16 protein-coding genes are annotated in these 16639 nt (G+C 66.1%); 14 read left to right on the top strand and 2 right to left on the bottom strand.

Annotated features, from left to right (window positions below; genetic code table 11):
• Positions 1-5: 5 nt before the first annotated feature.
• The gene (gene bfr, locus BM013_RS08050) at positions 6-482 is read right to left on the bottom strand and encodes a bacterioferritin (protein ID WP_093125000.1); all 477 of its coding nucleotides are present in this window, start codon (positions 480-482) and stop codon (positions 6-8) included.
• A 262-nt stretch (positions 483-744) separates the two neighbouring features.
• Between bfr and ahpC the strand changes: the two genes are divergently transcribed.
• The 7 genes from ahpC to BM013_RS08085 all read left to right on the top strand — a co-directional run bounded on the left by ahpC (position 745) and on the right by BM013_RS08085 (position 9262).
• Positions 745-1308, top strand: a complete 564-nt coding sequence (gene ahpC, locus BM013_RS08055; protein ID WP_056520682.1) for an alkyl hydroperoxide reductase subunit C — start codon at positions 745-747, stop codon at positions 1306-1308.
• 93 nt (positions 1309-1401) lie between these two features.
• Positions 1402-2970, top strand: coding sequence for an alkyl hydroperoxide reductase subunit F (gene ahpF, locus BM013_RS08060; RefSeq protein ID WP_093125003.1), 1569 nt, complete (start codon positions 1402-1404; stop codon positions 2968-2970).
• A gap of 159 nt (positions 2971-3129) precedes the next feature.
• Complete coding sequence (locus BM013_RS08065) at positions 3130-5379, top strand: TonB-dependent hemoglobin/transferrin/lactoferrin family receptor (protein ID WP_093125006.1); 2250 nt, start codon at positions 3130-3132, stop codon at positions 5377-5379.
• A 37-nt stretch (positions 5380-5416) separates the two neighbouring features.
• A complete protein-coding gene (locus BM013_RS08070) occupies positions 5417-6526 on the top strand; it encodes a hemin-degrading factor (protein ID WP_093125008.1) in 1110 nt (369 codons plus the stop codon).
• A complete protein-coding gene (locus BM013_RS08075; protein ID WP_093125011.1) occupies positions 6523-7428 on the top strand; it encodes a heme/hemin ABC transporter substrate-binding protein in 906 nt (301 codons plus the stop codon). Before BM013_RS08070 ends, BM013_RS08075 begins: the two co-directional genes overlap by 4 nt.
• On the top strand, positions 7425-8459 hold the full coding sequence (locus BM013_RS08080; RefSeq protein WP_093125013.1) for a FecCD family ABC transporter permease: 1035 nt from the start codon (positions 7425-7427) through the stop codon (positions 8457-8459). The genes BM013_RS08075 and BM013_RS08080 overlap by 4 nt, the downstream gene beginning before the upstream one ends.
• The gene (locus BM013_RS08085) at positions 8456-9262 is read left to right on the top strand and encodes a heme ABC transporter ATP-binding protein (RefSeq protein WP_256221423.1); all 807 of its coding nucleotides are present in this window, start codon (positions 8456-8458) and stop codon (positions 9260-9262) included. Before BM013_RS08080 ends, BM013_RS08085 begins: the two co-directional genes overlap by 4 nt.
• 101 nt (positions 9263-9363) lie before the next feature.
• On the opposite strand, the gene BM013_RS08090 is transcribed toward BM013_RS08085, so the two are convergent.
• Positions 9364-10185 (bottom strand): posphoenolpyruvate synthetase regulatory kinase/phosphorylase PpsR, encoded by an 822-nt coding sequence (locus tag BM013_RS08090; RefSeq protein ID WP_093125018.1) that lies wholly within the window; start codon positions 10183-10185, stop codon positions 9364-9366.
• Positions 10186-10379: 194 nt separating this feature from the next.
• Between BM013_RS08090 and ppsA the strand changes: the two genes are divergently transcribed.
• The 7 genes from ppsA to dnaB all read left to right on the top strand — a co-directional run bounded on the left by ppsA (position 10380) and on the right by dnaB (position 16639).
• Positions 10380-12773, top strand: coding sequence for a phosphoenolpyruvate synthase (ppsA, locus tag BM013_RS08095; protein ID WP_093125020.1), 2394 nt, complete (start codon positions 10380-10382; stop codon positions 12771-12773).
• 191 nt (positions 12774-12964) lie between these two features.
• A complete protein-coding gene (locus BM013_RS08100) occupies positions 12965-13486 on the top strand; it encodes a hypothetical protein (protein ID WP_093125023.1) in 522 nt (173 codons plus the stop codon).
• Positions 13487-13603: 117 nt separating this feature from the next.
• Complete coding sequence (gene rpsF, locus BM013_RS08105; protein ID WP_093125029.1) at positions 13604-13978, top strand: 30S ribosomal protein S6; 375 nt, start codon at positions 13604-13606, stop codon at positions 13976-13978.
• Positions 13979-13982: 4 nt separating this feature from the next.
• A complete protein-coding gene (priB, locus tag BM013_RS08110) occupies positions 13983-14297 on the top strand; it encodes a primosomal replication protein N (protein WP_093125031.1) in 315 nt (104 codons plus the stop codon).
• An 18-nt stretch (positions 14298-14315) separates the two neighbouring features.
• Positions 14316-14597 (top strand): 30S ribosomal protein S18, encoded by a 282-nt coding sequence (rpsR, locus tag BM013_RS08115; protein WP_007830781.1) that lies wholly within the window; start codon positions 14316-14318, stop codon positions 14595-14597.
• 12 nt (positions 14598-14609) lie between these two features.
• Entirely contained in the window at positions 14610-15062 is a 453-nt protein-coding gene (gene rplI, locus BM013_RS08120; RefSeq protein WP_093125033.1) for a 50S ribosomal protein L9, read from the top strand.
• 170 nt (positions 15063-15232) lie between these two features.
• Positions 15233-16639, top strand: coding sequence for a replicative DNA helicase (gene dnaB / locus BM013_RS08125; RefSeq protein ID WP_093125036.1), 1407 nt, complete (start codon positions 15233-15235; stop codon positions 16637-16639).

Consider the following 16639-nt stretch of genomic DNA (forward strand, 5'->3'; position numbering starts at 1 on the left):
TTGGCTTACGCGATCTCGCCCATCTGCGACTGCAGGTAGTTCTGCAGGCCGACGTGGCCGATCAGGTCGATCTGGGTTTCCAGGAAGTCGATGTGCTCTTCCGTGTCGTCCAGGATCTTTTGCAGCAGGTCGCGCGAGACATAGTCGCGCACCGATTCGCAATGCGCGATGCCGGCCTTGATGGTGGCTTGCGCGCCGGTTTCGGCGCCGAGGTCGCAGCTCAGCAACTCGGGCACGTCTTCGCCGATGTTCAGCTTGCCCAGGTCCTGCAGGTTCGGCAGGCCGTCGAGCATGAAGATGCGGTCCATGAGCCAGTCGGCGTGCTTCATTTCGCCGATCGATTCCTCGTATTCCTTCTTCGCCAGCTTGTCGAAGCCCCAGTGCTTGAGCATGCGGTAGTGCAGGAAGTACTGGTTGATTGCGGTCAGCTCGTTCTTGAGCTGCGCCTGCAGATGTTCGATGACCTTGGGGTCGCCCTTCATGATCGTTTTCCTTGTTCTGAAAGAGGGGATTGTCCGGGGGCTCGCAGGACCCGCGCAAGCATTCCCCTGCGCAGCCGGTCTGCATGCGTACGAGGGTGATAGGCGTTCGTATTCGGGCGGGCCGCGAAGGCATCGGCGCCTTTGTTTTTCATAGGCCGCACCGATGCAATCGATAGTTCATTGCTATCAAAATGTCTTATTTGGTAGCTATACTCATGGCTCGCACTTATTTTTGTCCACCCGCAGCATCCAAGGAATCACCATGTCCCTGATCAACACCCAAGTCCAGCCCTTCAAGACCCAGGCCTACCTCAACGGCAAGTTCATCGATGTGTCCGACGAGACGCTCAAGGGCAAATGGTCCGTGCTGATCTTCATGCCCGCGGCCTTCACCTTCAACTGCCCGACCGAAGTCGAAGACGCGGCCGACAACTACCCCGAGTTCCAGAAGCTGGGTGCCGAGGTCTACATCGTGACCACCGACACGCACTTCTCGCACAAGGTGTGGCACGACACCTCGCCGGCCGTCGGCAAGGCCAAGTTCCCGCTGGTGGGCGACCCGACCCACACGCTGACCAACGCTTTCGGCGTGCACATCCCTGAAGAAGGCCTGGCGCTGCGCGGCACCTTCGTGATCAACCCCGACGGCATCATCAAGACCGCCGAAGTGCACTCCAACGAAATCGCCCGCGACGTCAAGGAAACCCTGCGCAAGCTCAAGGCAGCGGTCTACACCGCCGCGCACCCGAACGAAGTCTGCCCCGCCAAGTGGAATGATGGCGACAAGACCATCGCTCCGTCGTTCGACCTCGTCGGCAAGATCTAAGCAGCGCCCCGCGCGAAAGCCCGGGCGCTCACGAGGCCCCCGGGCTTTTTTGTCCCCAGTTGATAGTTTTCAGTTATCGAAAGAGAGTCCCTCATGCTCGACGCCAACACCAAAGCCCAATTGAAGAGTTACCTCGACCGCGCCACGCAGCCGATCGAGATCGTCGCCTCGCTCGACGACAGCAAGGCCTCGGGCGAGGTGCTGTCGCTGCTGAAGGACGTGGCCGAATCGTCTGCGCTGGTCAAGCTGACCGAAAGCCGCGACGACAACCACCGCAAGCCCTCGTTCTCGGTCAACCGCCCGAGCGAAAACCACGGCCCGCGCTTTGCCGGCCTGCCGATGGGCCATGAATTCACGTCGCTGATCCTTGCGTTGCTGCAGATCGGCGGCTATCCCCCGAAGGTCGAGCAGGTTGTGCTCGACCAGATCAAGGCGCTCGACGGCGACTTCGAGTTCGAGATCTACGTGTCGCTCACCTGCCACAACTGCCCCGACGTGGTCCAGGCGCTGAACCTGATGGCGGTGCAGAACCCGCGCATCCGCACCACCATGATCGAAGGCGGCACCTTCCAGGACGAAGTGAAGGAACGCCAGGTCATGGCCGTGCCCACCGTGTTCCTGAACGGCACGGAGTTCGGCCAGGGCCGCATGAGCCTCGAAGAGATCCTCGCCAAGCTCGACAACAGCGGCGTCGAGCGTGAAGCCAAGAAGATCGCCGGCAAGGACCCGTTCGACGTGCTGATCGTCGGCGGCGGTCCCGCGGGCGCCGCAGCTGCCGTGTATGCCGCACGCAAGGGCATCCGCACCGGCGTGGCTTCGGAGCGCTTCGGCGGCCAGGTGCTGGACACCATGGGCATCGAGAACTTCATTTCGATCAAGGAAACCGAAGGACCGAAGTTCGCCCATGCGCTCGAAGAGCACGTGCGCGACTACGAGGTCGACATCATGAACCTGCAGCGCGCCAAGGCCCTCGTGCCGAATGCGGGGCCGGGCAGCGACCTGATCGAAGTGCAGCTCGAAAGCGGCGCCTCGCTCAAGAGCAAGACCGTCATCATCTCGACCGGCGCGCGCTGGCGGAACATCAACGTGCCCGGCGAGCACGAGTTCAAAAACAAGGGCGTGGCGTACTGCCCGCACTGCGACGGACCGCTGTTCAAGGGCAAGCGCGTCGCGGTGGTCGGCGGCGGCAACTCGGGCGTCGAAGCGGCAATCGACCTGGCCGGCATCGTGGGCCATGTCACGCTGATCGAGTTCGACACGCAGTTGCGTGCCGACGCCGTGCTGCAGCGCAAGCTGCGCAGCCTGAAGAACGTCGACATCTTCACCAACGCGCAGACCACCGAGATCACCGGCGACCAGAAGGTCAACGGCCTGGTCTACAAGGACCGCGCAACGGGCGAGCTGAAGAAGGTCGAGCTCGAGGGCGTGTTCATCCAGATCGGCCTGGTGCCCAACACCGACTGGCTCAAGGGCACGGTGGAGCTGTCGAAGCACGGCGAGATCGTCGTGGACGCGCGCGGCCAGACCTCGGTGCCCGGCGTGTTCGCGGCGGGTGACGCCACCACCGTGCCGTTCAAGCAGATCATCATCGCGGCCGGCGACGGCGCGAAGGCGGCGCTCGGTGCGTTCGACCACCTGATCCGCACATCGGCCCCGGCGTAAGTAAGCCTAAAGTTGCTCAGTTGAGAATTATTCTCATACAATAAAAGGCTTGGGCCGAACCCGTTTCCGGTCCCTCACCGCCAGCCAGGTCGGCCCGCGCAGACGCCTGCGCCCGAAGGTCCAGCAAGCAGTTTTTCAACTGTTTCCTGGACCTTTTTCGTGGCCACCAAAAACACCCCTTGTGCTGCTGTTCGCGCTGCCGTTCGCCCTGGTTTTCGCCTTGCCCTCCTGCCGTGCCTGATCGCCTCCGGGCTCGGCCTCGCGGCCCCCTCGTGGGCCCAGCGCGTCGCGGCGCTCAATGAAGTGGTGGTGAGCGGTTCACGCTCCGAGCAGGCGAGGGACGACCTCGCGGTGAGCACCGAAGTCATCGGCCGCGACGACATCGAGTCCAGGCAGATCACCGACATCCGCGACGCCGTGCGCGACCTGCCCAACGTGTCGGTCAAGCGCGCCCCCGCGCGCTTCGGCCTGGCGCAAGGCAACACCGGGCGCGACGGCAACGCCGGCTTCAACATCCGCGGCCTCGACGGCAATCGCGTGCTGATGCTGACCGATGGCATCCGCACGCCGCGCAGCTATGTGTTCAGCGCCAACGCGTTCGGGCGCGACTACTTCGACCTCAGCCTGGTCGAGCGCATCGAGATCATCAAGGGCCCGGCCTCCGCGCTCTACGGTTCAGACGGCCTCGCGGGCCTGGTCAACTTCATCACGCGCGATCCGTCGTCGTACCTGCGCGACGGCAAGACCTTCGGCGGCAGCGCCAACGTCGGCTACAGCGGCGACGACAACGGCACGCACGGCGGCGTCACGCTCGCGGGCAAGGCCAACGACACGCTGCAGTGGCTCATCTCGGCCAACATGGGCCGCTCCAGCGCGCTGGAGAACATGGGCAGCAACAACGCGGCCAACGTCGAGCGCACCACGCCCAACCCGCAGCGCGACCGCAACAAGGCGCTGCTGGCCAAGGTCATCCTCACGCCCAACGCGGACCAGCGCCACGGCTTCACCTTCGAGCACGTCGACAAGACGGCCCGCTACGACCTGCTGTCGGGCGTCGCCAAGCCGCCTTACGCCTCCACCTCGGTCGTCGGCCTGAACGCGAAGACCGACCTGCAGCGCGACCGCTTCACCTACGACGGACGCCTGCGCCTGAACTCCGTCATGGCCGACAGCCTGCTGGCCGTGGTGAGCTACCAGAAGGCAAAGTCGCGCGAGTTCATCTACGAAGACCGCTACACCGCCGCCGACCGCACGCGCGACGTCACCTACGACGAGAGCACCTGGCAGCTCGGCCTGCAGGCCGACAAGATGGTGCGCATGGGGCCGGACATGGGAGGGTGGGCCCAGAAGATCACCTACGGCTTCGACTACACGCGCACCAACGTCGAGAACCTGCAGACCGGCCTGGTGCCGCCGGCCGGCGAGAGCTATCCGCTCAAGCGCTTCCCCGACACGCGCGAGAGCTCGTCCGCCTTCTACGTGCAGGACGAGTTCATCCACGACCGCTGGAGCATCACGCCCGGCATTCGCTTCGACCACTTCTCGCTCGACGCGAAGCAGGCCGGCTTCGGCGCGCAGGCCGTGTCGCTGTCGGGCTCCGCGGTGTCGCCCAAGCTGGGCGTGCTGTTTCGCGCCACGCCGCAATGGAGCGTGTACGGCAACTACGCCTCGGGCTTCAAGGCGCCCAACGCGTTCCAGGTGAACAACTTCTTCGAGAACGTGATCTCGGGCTACAAGACCATTCCCAATCCGAACCTCAAGCCCGAGAAGAGCCAGAACATCGAGCTGGGCCTGCGCGGGCGCACCGGCATCCTGAGCTTCGACGTGGCCGCCTTCACCGGCGACTACAAGGACCTGATCGAGAACGACCGCCAGGTGGGCGGTGTGTTCGGCTCGCGCACCAATCCGGCGACTTTCCAGTCGGTGAACATCGGCCGCGCGCGCATCAGCGGCTTCGAGATCAAGGGCGAGCTCGACTTCACCGACAACGGCAACGGTTTCTCCGTGCCCTTCGCCTACGGCCAGACGCGCGGGCGCGACCGCACCAACAACCGGCCGCTGAATTCGATCGATCCGAGCAAGGCCAGCGTGGGCATCAAGTACCAGGCGCCGGTGTGGAACGTGAGCCTGAGCGCGGTGAACCACGCGCGCAAGAAATGGTCCGACATCGACGCCACCGAAGTCACGGCCGGCACCCAGTTCCAGACGCCCGCGGCCACCACTTTCGACCTGGGCGCGCAGTGGCGCATCCGCAAGGACCTGCGCCTGAACGCCTCGGTCACCAACCTCACCAACAAGCGCTACTGGATGTGGAGCGACGTGCGCGGCCTGGCCTCGACCTCGACCATCCGCGACGCCTACACCCAGCCGGGGCGCAGCTTCAACGTGTCGCTCGTGGCGGACTTCTGACCCCGGCGAACCGCCGATTGCACACCAAGGAAACCCGATGAACGCCCAAGACATCCGAGACCGATTCGCCGCATTGCGCGCCAAGGGCATGCGCCACAAGGACGCCGCCGCGGCCATGGGCCTGTCCGAGGGCGCGGCCGCGGCCGCGCACACCGGCACGCATGACAAGGCCTTGCGCGCCACGCGGCTGCGCGGCCCCTGGGTCGAACTGCTGCAGGCGCTGGAGCTGTGCGGCCCCGTGCTCGCGCTCACGCGCAACGAGACCACGGTGCACGAGAAGACCGGGGTCTACGAGAAGGTCTCGGGCAGCGGCGCGATGGGCATCGCGCTGGGCGAGGCCATCGACCTGCGCCTGTTCTTCAGCCGCTGGCATGCGGGCTTCGCGGTGAGCGAGGCGGCAGCCAACCCGGGCGTGCTGCCGTCGCTGAGCCTGCAGTTCTTCAACGCGCAGGGCGTGGCCGTGCACAAGATCTTCGTGCGCGACGCCACCGACCGCGATGCGTTCCAGTCGGTCATCGACACCTACACCGCGACCGGCGAAGAGGCTGGCCCCGTGGCGTTCGTCGCAGCGCAGGACAAGGCCGCGCCGCGCGAAGACAGCGCCGTCGATGCCGCGGGTCTCGCCGAGGCCTGGCGCGGCATGAAGGACACGCACGAGTTCTTCGGCCTGCTCAACAAGTTCAACGTGGAGCGCCAGCAGAGCTTTCGCCTGACCGAGGGCGAGTTCACGCAGCGCGCCGAGCCCGGCGCCATCCGCGCACTGCTGCAGGAAGCCTCGTTCGACGGCACGCCGATCATGGTGTTCGTCGGCAGTCCGGGCTGCATCCAGATCCACTCCGGCCCCGTGGTGCGCATCGAGCCCATGGAGATGCGCGGCGCCGACGAGAACGCATCGCCGATCCGCTGGCTCAACGTGCTCGACCCGGGCTTCAACCTGCACCTGCGCGAAGACCGCATCGCCAGCGTGTGGATCGTCGAGAAGCCGACCAGCGACGGCGTCGTCACCTCGGTCGAGGCCTTCGACCATACCGGCGAGCTGATGGCCATGTTCTTCGGCGCGCGCAAGCCCGGCACGCCGGAGCTGGAACCGTGGCGCCACATCGTGCGCGAGCTGCCGCGCCTTCAATCCACCACACCCGCGCCATGACCGCCTTTCACCACATCGCCCGCCGCCTGCCGCAACGCCGCGACGTGCTGCGCCTGATCGGCGCCTCGTCGCTCGGCGCCGCCGCGCTGCCGCTGTTCGCGCAGGACGCGAAGCTGCCGAAGCTCGTGACCGTCAGCGGCGCGATCACCGAGGTGGTCTACCTGCTGGGCGCCGAAGGGCAACTGGTCGGCACAGACACCACCAGCCTGTACCCGGCCGCCGCGCGCGCCACGCCCAAGGTGGGCTACATGCGCCAGCTGTCGGCCGAGGGCCTGCTGTCGCTCAAGCCGGACGCGATCATCGCCACCAATGAATCGGGCCCGAGCGTGGTGCTCGACCAGGTGCGCAGCGCGGGCGTGAAGGTCGAGATCATCGAGGCCGACCACAGCTGGGGCGAGGTGCAGCGCAAGGTGCAGGCCGTGGGCCGCGCCGCCGCGCGCGAGGCGCAGGCGCGCGAACTGCAGGCCAGGCTCGACGCCGAGTGGGCCCGGGTGCAGCAGCGCGTGGCCGATTCAAGGGCGCGCAAGGTGCGCACGCCGCGCGTGCTGTTCGTGCTGTCGCACAGCGCCAGCCCGCAGGTGTCGGGCGAGAAGACCGCCGCGCACTCGGTGATCGGTTTCGCGGGCGGCGTGAACGCGCTCGGCGGCTTCCAGGGCTACCGGCCGATGACGGCCGAGGCCATGGCCAGCGCCGCGCCCGACGTCATTCTCACGAGCACGCAAAGCATCGAGGCCCACGGCGGCGTCGACAGGTTCTGGCAACGGCCCGAACTGGCGCTCACGCCGGCCTTCAAAAAGCGCAGCCTGGTCACGCAGGACGCCTTGCTGCTGCTGGGCTTCGGCCCGCGCACGCCGGCGGCCATTGCCGAACTGCACGAGAAGTTCCTGGCAGCGGTGGCATGAGCCAGCGGTTTTCCGCGCGGGCCGTGCTGGGCTGCAGTGCGCTGCTGCTTGTCGCCGCGTTCATTCTGGGCGCGGTGTCGGGCGCCTATGCCATCAGCCTGCCGCAACTGTGGAAGGTGCTGATGACGCTGGGCCACGGCGCCGACAAGTCGCCCGAGCACCTGGTGTTTCTCAACATCCGCCTGCCGCGCCTGGTGCTCGGCGTGGCCGCGGGCGCGGGGCTCGGCATGGCGGGCACGCTGATGCAGGGGCTGTTTCGCAACCCGCTGGCCGACCCTGGCCTGGTGGGCATCAGCAGCGGTGCCGCGCTGGCCGCTGGTGTGACCATCATCCTGGGCGCGACGCTGTGGCCTTCGCTGCCGCGCACGCTCGGCAGCTGGACGCTGGTGCTCATGGCCTTCGGCGGCGGGCTCTCGGTGACCTTGCTGATCTACAGCCTCTCGCGCAGCGAGGGCGGCACGCGCATGGCGCTGATGCTGCTGGCCGGCATCGCGGTCAATGCGCTGGCGGGCGCGGGGCTCGGCTTTCTCAGCGTGATGGCGACCGACGAGCAACTGCGCAGCCTGCAGTTCTGGCTGCTCGGCAGCCTGGGCGGGGCGCGCTGGAGCGCGGTGCTGCTGGTGGCCGCGGCGGTGCTGCTGGCATGCCTGGCGGCGCGCTCGCTGGCCGCGCCGCTGAACGCCATTGCGCTGGGCGAGGCGCAGGCGGCGCTGCTCGGCGTGGACGTCGAACGCATCAAGCGCCGCGCCATCGTCGTCACGGCCGTGGCCGTGGGGGCTGTGACGGCGACGACCGGGATCATCGGTTTCATCGGGCTGATCGCGCCGCACTGGGTGCGCATGGTCGCCGGGCCCGATCACCGCGTGGTGCTGCCGGCCTCGGCGCTGCTGGGCGCCGCGCTGGTGCTCGCGGCCGACACGGTGGCGCGCACGGCGATGGCGCCGGCCGAGCTGCCGCTGGGCGTGCTCACGGCGTTCATCGGCGTGCCGATGTTTCTCTGGATGCTGCGGCGATTCAAGGGGCGCATATGACGACGACCCCACGCGACCCGATGGCGCTGTCGTGCGCCGGTGTGGAGGTCCGCATCGAAGGCAAGGCGCTGCTGGCCGGCGCCTCGGTGGAACTCGCCGCGGGCAAGGTGACGGCCATCCTCGGGCCGAACGGGGCCGGCAAGTCGACGCTGCTGTCGGTGCTGGCCGGCCAGCGCGCGCCGACGCAGGGCAGGGTGACGCTCGACGGCCGGCCGCTCCAGGCGCACGGCATGCCGGCGTTGGCGCTGCGCCGGGCGCTGATGCCGCAGGAAAGCGCGGTCGCCTTCGACTTCACCGCGCAGGAGATCGTGGCGCTGGGCCGCTACCCGCACCGCCGGGCGCCGGGGCGCGACGAGGACGCGATCGTCGAGGAGGCCATGGCGCTCACCGACGTCTCGGCGCTGGCGGGGCGCGTTCTCAACACGCTGTCGGGCGGCGAGAAGGCGCGGGCGCACATGGCGCGCGCGCTGGCCCAGCTGTGGCATCCGCGGCCCGATGGCGCGAGCCGCTGGCTGCTGCTCGACGAGCCCACCGCGGCGCTGGACCTCGCGCACCAGCATTCGGCCATGCGCCTGCTGCGCGCCTGGGCCGGGCGTGGCGTGGGCGTGGTGGCGGTGCTGCACGACCTGAACCTGGCGCGGCGCTATGCCGACGAGGTGGTGGTGCTGGGCGGCGATGCTGGCGGGCTGATCCAGGGGCCGGCCGCCGAGGTGCTGCAGCCGGCGCTGATCGAGCAGGTCTGGCGCACGCCGTGCCAGAGCGTGACCAGCGCGGACGGCACGGTGCAGTATCTTTTTGGATGATTTCGCCGCCGTACACACGCCGTACACACGCCCTACGCACGCCCTACGCACGCCCTACGCACGCCAGTCGTGCACAGGGCGCTATCTGAACGATAGCAACCTCAGTAGTTGAGCCGCTCGGGCCGCAGCTCCTGCAGGATCGTGGTCGCGATTTCCTCGATCGACTTGGTGGTGGTCGAGAGCCAGCGGATGCCCGCGCGCCGCATCATCGCCTCGGCCTCGCTCACCTCGTGGCGGCAGTTCTCCAGGCTCGCATAGCGCGAATTCGGCCGGCGTTCGTTGCGGATCTCGCTGAGCCGCTCGGGCTGGATGGTCAGGCCGAAGATCTTCTTGCGGTGCGGCATCAGCGCCGGGGGGAGCTGGCGGCGGTCGAAGTCTTCGGGAATCAGCGGGTAATTGGCGGCCTTCAGCCCGTGCTGCATCGCCAGGTAGAGCGAGGTCGGCGTCTTGCCGCTGCGGCTCACGCCCACCAAGATGACGTCGGCGCCCTGCAGGTCGCGGTTGCTCTGGCCGTCGTCGTGCTGCAGGCTGAAGTCGATCGCGGCAATGCGGTCGTTGTATTCCTTGCTCTTGCTGACGTCGCTGAAGCGGCCGATGCGGTGGTTGGACTTCATGGCCAGCTCGATTTCGAGCGGGCGCACGAAGGTGCCGAACATGTCCAGCAGCATGCCCTTGCAGCCGGTTTCGATCACTTCCAGCACGTCCATGTTGGCCAGCGTGGTGAAGACGATGGGGCGGACCCCCTCGACTTCCGCCGTGTGGTTGATCTGGCGCACCGCCTGGTGGGCCTTGTCGACGGTGTCGGTGAAGGGCAGGCGCACATGGCGCGGCTTCATCTCGAATTGCGCGAGAACCGCGTTGCCGAATGTTTCGGCCGTGATGCCGGTGCCGTCCGATATGAAGAAAACGGTGCGTGTGTGCATGGTCTTGGGTTCTTGCGGCCTTGTCCTGCGGCGCGTGCGGGCCTGCCACGCCTACAATCCGGCCCATTATCGGGAATCCGCTTTCCCCACCCCCCAATTCTTTCCATGCACACCGCGACTGCACCCAAAGCAACGACAACGATCGTGCCGCGCCGTCTGCATGCGGCACCGGTTTCAACTTCTGGAGCTTCCCCATGTCTGCACTTTTCGACGCGACCGCCCTGGTCGTACCGTTTGAAAACCTGAGAATGACCGACGTCGAGTCGGTCGGCGGCAAGAACGCCAGCCTCGGCGAGATGATTTCGCAGCTTCCCCAAGGCGTGCGGGTGCCGACCGGTTTCGCGACCACGGCCCACGCATTCCGACAGTTTCTGGCCCACGACGGCCTGGCCGACAAGATCAGCAAGCGCCTGGCCGCGCTGGACACCGAAGACGTGCGCGCGCTGGCCACCGCCGGCGCCGAGATCCGCGCCATGGTCGAGGCCCAGCCTTTCCCGGCCGACCTGCAGAAAGCCATCGGCGAGGCCTTTGCCACGCTGAGCGCCGGCAACCCGGCCGCCTCGTTCGCCGTGCGTTCCTCGGCCACCGCCGAAGACCTGCCCGACGCCTCGTTCGCGGGCCAGCAGGAAACCTTCCTGAACGTGGTCGGCATCGAAGACGTGCTGCACAAGATGAAGGAGGTGTTCGCCTCCCTGTACAACGACCGCGCCATCAGCTACCGCGTGCACAAGGGCTTCGAGCACGACGTGGTCGCGCTGTCGGCCGGCGTGCAGCGCATGGTGCGCTCCGACCTCGGCGCCGCCGGCGTGATGTTCACCATCGACACCGAATCGGGCTTCGAAGACGTGGTGTTCATCACCTCGAGCTACGGCCTGGGTGAAACGGTGGTGCAGGGCGCGGTGAACCCCGACGAGTTCTACGTGCACAAGCCGACCCTGAAGGCCGGCAAGAAGGCCGTGATCCGCCGCAACCTCGGTTCCAAGCTGATCCAGATGGAATTCGCCACGCCCGAAGAGAAGAAGGCGAGCGGCAAGCTGGTGAAGACCACCGACGTCAAGGCCGAGCAGCGCAACCGCTACTCGCTGAGCGACGCCGACGTCGAGCAGCTCGCCAGGTACGCGCTGGTGATCGAGGACCACTACGGCCGCCCGATGGACATCGAGTGGGGCAAGGACGGCACCGACGGCCATCTGTACATCCTGCAGGCCCGTCCCGAGACGGTGAAGAGCCAGCAGCAGGGCAAGGCCGAGCAGCGCTACAAGCTGCTGGGCAAGGGCGCCGTGCTGGCCGAAGGCCGTGCCATCGGCCAGAAGATCGGTACCGGCGCCGTGCGCCTGGTGCACAACATCAGCGAAATGGACCAGGTGCAGGCCGGCGACGTGCTCGTCACCGACATGACCGACCCCAACTGGGAACCGGTGATGAAGCGCGCCGCCGCCATCGTCACCAACCGCGGCGGGCGCACCTGCCACGCGGCCATCATTGCGCGCGAACTCGGCATTCCGGCCGTGGTCGGCTGCGGCGACGCCACCGACCTGCTGAAGGACGGCACGCTCGTCACCGTGAGCTGCGCGGAAGGCGACACCGGCTTCATTTACGACGGCCTGCTCGAGACCGAAGTGACCGAAGTGCAGCGCGGCGTGATGCCCGAGATCGACCTGAAGATCATGATGAACGTGGGCAACCCGCAGCTCGCCTTCGACTTCGCGCAGCTGCCGAACCACGGCGTGGGCCTGGCCCGGCTGGAGTTCATCATCAACAACAACATCGGCGTGCACCCGAAGGCCATCCTCGACTATCCGAACGTCGACAACGACCTGAAGAAGGCCGTGGAGTCGGTGGCCCGCGGCCATGCGTCGCCGCGCGCGTTCTACGTCGACAAGGTCGCCGAAGGCATTGCGACCATCGCCGCCGCGTTCTGGCCCAAGCCGGTGATCGTGCGCCTGTCGGACTTCAAGTCGAACGAGTACCGCAAGCTGATCGGCGGCAGCCGCTACGAGCCGGAAGAAGAAAACCCGATGCTGGGCTTCCGTGGCGCCGCGCGCTACCTGAGCGCCGACTTCGGCGAGGCCTTTGCCATGGAATGCGAGGCGCTCAAGCGCGTGCGCAACGACATGGGCCTGACCAACGTGCAGATCATGGTGCCCTTCGTGCGCACGCTGGGCCAGGCCGAGCGCGTGACCGGCCTGCTGGGCGAGCACGGCCTGAAGCGCGGCGAGAACGAGCTCAAGCTGATCATGATGTGCGAGGTGCCGAGTAACGCCATCCTGGCGGACGAGTTCCTGCAGTTCTTCGACGGCTTCTCGATCGGTTCGAACGACCTGACCCAGCTCACGCTGGGCCTGGACCGCGATTCGGGTCTCGAGTTGCTGGCGGCCGACTTCGACGAGCGCGACCCCGCCGTGAAGGCCATGCTGAGCCGCGCCATCAAGGCCTGCAAGTCGCAGGGCAAGTACGTCGGCATCTGCGGCCAGGGCCCCAGCGACCACCCGGACTTCGCGCTGTGGCTGGCGGAGCAAGGCATCGAGTCGATCTCGCTGAACCCCGACAGCGTGATCGACACCTGGCAGCAACTGGCCAATCGCTGAGCCGGAAAAGCAGGAAAAGCCGGAAGACCTGGAAAAACGGCGGGCCCGCGCGCCCGCCGCGCGACGCACTGCGGGAATCCCCATGGAGGGATTTCCCGTGTCAGCTTGGTGTCATTGAAACAAAATGCGTTTCCGGTGTCAGACTTGTGTCTTAACGGGGCGCATCCCGGCAGCTCGCGGGGGACACCAGCATGATTCTTGTCAAGACAGACGTCGGCCATCAGGTCCTCAAGGACCGCTCGGTGCCGCTCACGCCGCGCCAGCGCTCGGCGTTCATCCTGTTCGACGGCAAGCGCTCGGTCGATGACGTGGTCGCCGCGGGCATGGGCATCACCGCGGAAGATATCGAGCAGATGGTCGAACTGGGCGTGCTGGCGCCGATGGGCGGCAAGCCTGTAGCCGCGCCGGTCGCGCCCGTTCCCGAGATTCCGAAGCCTGCCGCACCTGCACCCGCGGTCGCATCCGCGCCTGCACCTGCACCTGCAGCCGCGGGGACAGCGGGTGGTTCGGGCCGCAGCAAGCAGCAGCGCTACAAGGACGCCTACCCGATCGCCACGCAGCTCACGGGCAGCCTCGGCCTGATGGGCTTCCGGCTCAACCTGCAGGTCGAGGGCACCACCAGCTACGAAGACCTTGCGGCGCTGGCGCCGAAGATCCGGGCCGCCGTCGGGCCGGAGAAGGCCGCGGCGCTGGACAGGGCACTCAACGACTGAGCACCCTTGCCGGGATGGCAAATCCAGGGCTATAATCGCCGGCTTTGCCTTGCCACACTGCGCCAGACGCTGCAGGTGGCTTTTCCCTCTTCTTCGGAAGAATCCACAAGGAGTGCCATGCGTCACTACGAAATCATTTTGCTGATCCACCCGGATCAGAGCGAACAAGTTCCGGCCATGCTGGAGCGCTACAAGGGCCTGATCACGGCCGGCGGCGGCAAGATCCACCGCGTTGAAGACTGGGGCCGCCGTCAGCTGGCATACCAGATCAACAAGCTCAACAAGGCTCACTACCTGTGCGTCAACATCGAAGCTGAACAAGCCGTGATGGGCGAACTGGAACACGCGTTCAAGTTCAACGACGCCGTGCTGCGCCACCTGACCGTTCAGAAGAAGAAGGCCGACACCGGTCCTTCGTCGATGATGAAGACGGTCGAGCGCGAAGAAGCCCGCAAGGCTCAGCAGGCCGAATACGCCGCCAACAACAACTGATGGTGTGAATGCCGCCGCTGCGGCAACAGGGGTCAATCAGCTGCTGCTGAGCGCCTCGGTTGCCGAACTCGGAGTCCTGCGATACACGCCAGCCGGCTTGCCCGCCATCGACCTGAAGCTCGAACACGAGTCGACGCTCCAGGAGGCAGGCAAACCCCGGCAGGTGAAGACGGCCCTCAAGGCCGTTGCCTTCGGCGCCATCGCCGAACGGCTCGCAAGGCAGTCGATGGGAAGTCTCTGGCGTTTCCAGGGTTTTCTCGCCACACCGGGCAACGGCAAGCATCCGGTCCTGCATGTGCAGGACTTCCAGCAAGATTAATTTTTCGAGAGGTCCATCATGGCCACGTTCAAGAAATTCAACAAAGACAAGCGCCCGAAGCGCAACACCCAGTCGCTGCTGTTCAAGCGCAAGCGCTTCTGCCGCTTCACCGTCGCTGGCGTCGAAGAAATCGACTACAAGGACATCGACACGCTGCGTGACTTCATCAGCGAAAACGGCAAGATCATCCCCGCACGCCTGACCGGCACGCGCGCGATCTACCAACGCCAGCTGAACACCGCCATCAAGCGCGCGCGCTTCCTGGCCATGGTGCCGTACAGCGACCAGCACCGCGTCTAAGGAGTCGAGAACATGCAAATCATTCTTCTGGACAAGGTTGTCAACGTCGGTGGTCTGGGCGATATCGTCAAGGTCAAGGACGGCTACGCACGCAACTTCCTGATCCCGACGGGCCTGGCCCGCCGCGCCACCGCTGCCAACAAGGCCGAATTCGAAGCCAAGCGCGCCGAACTCGAAAAGGCTGCGGCCGCCAAGCTGGCCGAGTCGCAAGCCCAAGGCGAAAAGCTCGGTGGCACGACCATCAAGCTGACGCAAAAGGCTGGCGTGGACGGCCGTCTGTTCGGTTCGGTCACCAACGGCGACATCGCCGAAGAGCTGAACAAGCAAGGCTACAAGGTTGTCAAGGCGCAAGTTCGCCTGCCCAACGGCCCGATCAAGGTTGTTGGCGACAGCAGCGTGAGCGTTGCGCTGCACACCGACGTGGTGGTCGACATCAACGTGACGGTCTACGGCGAAACCGCCTGATCGCTCCCAGCGCCTTGTGCGCTGCTGCAGAAGCCGCCCTCGGGCGGCTTTTCTTTTTTTGTGCCCAGGTTTTCCAGCCCGTTGCACTGGAAGATCACCGTTTATTCACAACCTTGTCCACACACGCACGCGCGTGCGCGGCTTAGCATGCAGGGTTGCAAGGGAAGTCCATGTCCGCCGTTTTCTCCTATGCCGACAATGCCCCGTCGGCCGATCGCCAGGTTGCCCAACTCCGCATTCCGCCTCACTCCATCGAGGCCGAGTCGAGCGTGCTCGGCGGCCTGCTGCTCGACAACGGCGCGTGGGACCGCATGGGCGACCTGCTGGTCGACGGCGACTTCTACCGCCACGAACACAAGCTGATCTACGCTGCCATCGGCGGGCTGATCAATGCCAGCAAGCCGGCCGACGTGATCACGGTCTACGAGCAGCTGCAGAACCTCGGCAAGGCCGACGACATCGGCGGACTGGTCTACCTGAACTCGCTGGCGCAGTACGTGCCCAGCGCGAGCAACATCCGGCGCTACGCGGAAATCGTGCGCGAGCGCTCGATCCTGCGCAAGCTCGTCTCCGCCAGCGACGAGATCGCGACCAACGCCTTCAACCCGCAAGGCAAGGCGGTCGACAAGATCCTGGACGAGGCCGAGCAGAAGATCTTCAACATCGGCGAAGAAGGCACGCGGATGAAGCAGGGCTTCCAGAGCATGGACGCCCTGGTGGTCGAGCTGCTCGACCGCGTGACCGAGATGGCCGAGAACCCGAACGACATCACGGGCGTTCGCACCGGTTTCCACGACTTCGACAAGATGACCTCGGGCCTGCAGCCCGGCGACATGATCGTGCTGGCCGCGCGTCCGTCGATGGGCAAGACCTCGCTCGCGATCAACATCGCCGAGCACGTGGCGCTCGAAGAGGGGCTGCCGGTGGCAGTGTTCTCCATGGAAATGGGCGCCTCCCAGCTGGCGGTGCGTATCGTGGGCTCCATCGGCCGCATCGACCAGGGCCACCTGCGCACCGGCAAGCTCAGCGACGAAGAGTGGCCGCGGTTGACCGAAGCCATCGAGAAGCTGCGCACGGTGTCGCTGCACATCGACGAGACGCCGGGCCTCTCGACCAGCGAACTTCGCGCCAATGCGCGCCGGCTCGCGCGTCAGTACGGACGGCTGGGCCTGATCGTGGTCGACTACCTGCAGCTCATGTCGACCAGCAGCTCCGGCGACGAAAACCGCGCCACGGCCGTGGGCGAAATCTCGCGCGGTTTGAAGATGCTGGCCAAGGAACTGAAGTGCCCGGTGATCGCGCTGTCGCAGCTCAGCCGCGGCGTCGAAAGCCGCACCGACAAGCGCCCCATGATGAGCGACTTGCGCGAGTCCGGCGCCATCGAGCAGGACGCGGACATCATCATGTTCATCTACCGCGACGACTACTACAACAAGGAGTCGAAGGAGCCGGGCGTGGCCGAGGTGATCATCAGCAAACACCGTAACGGGCCCACAGGCACCATCAAGCTCGCCTTCCTGAAGCCGATCACCAAGTTCGAGAACCTGGTCGGCTACAGCAACAATGACGAATACTGA

Origin of the sequence: Variovorax sp. OK605, from assembly GCF_900115445.1 — a bacterium.
Classification (GTDB): Bacteria; Pseudomonadota; Gammaproteobacteria; order Burkholderiales; family Burkholderiaceae_C; genus Variovorax.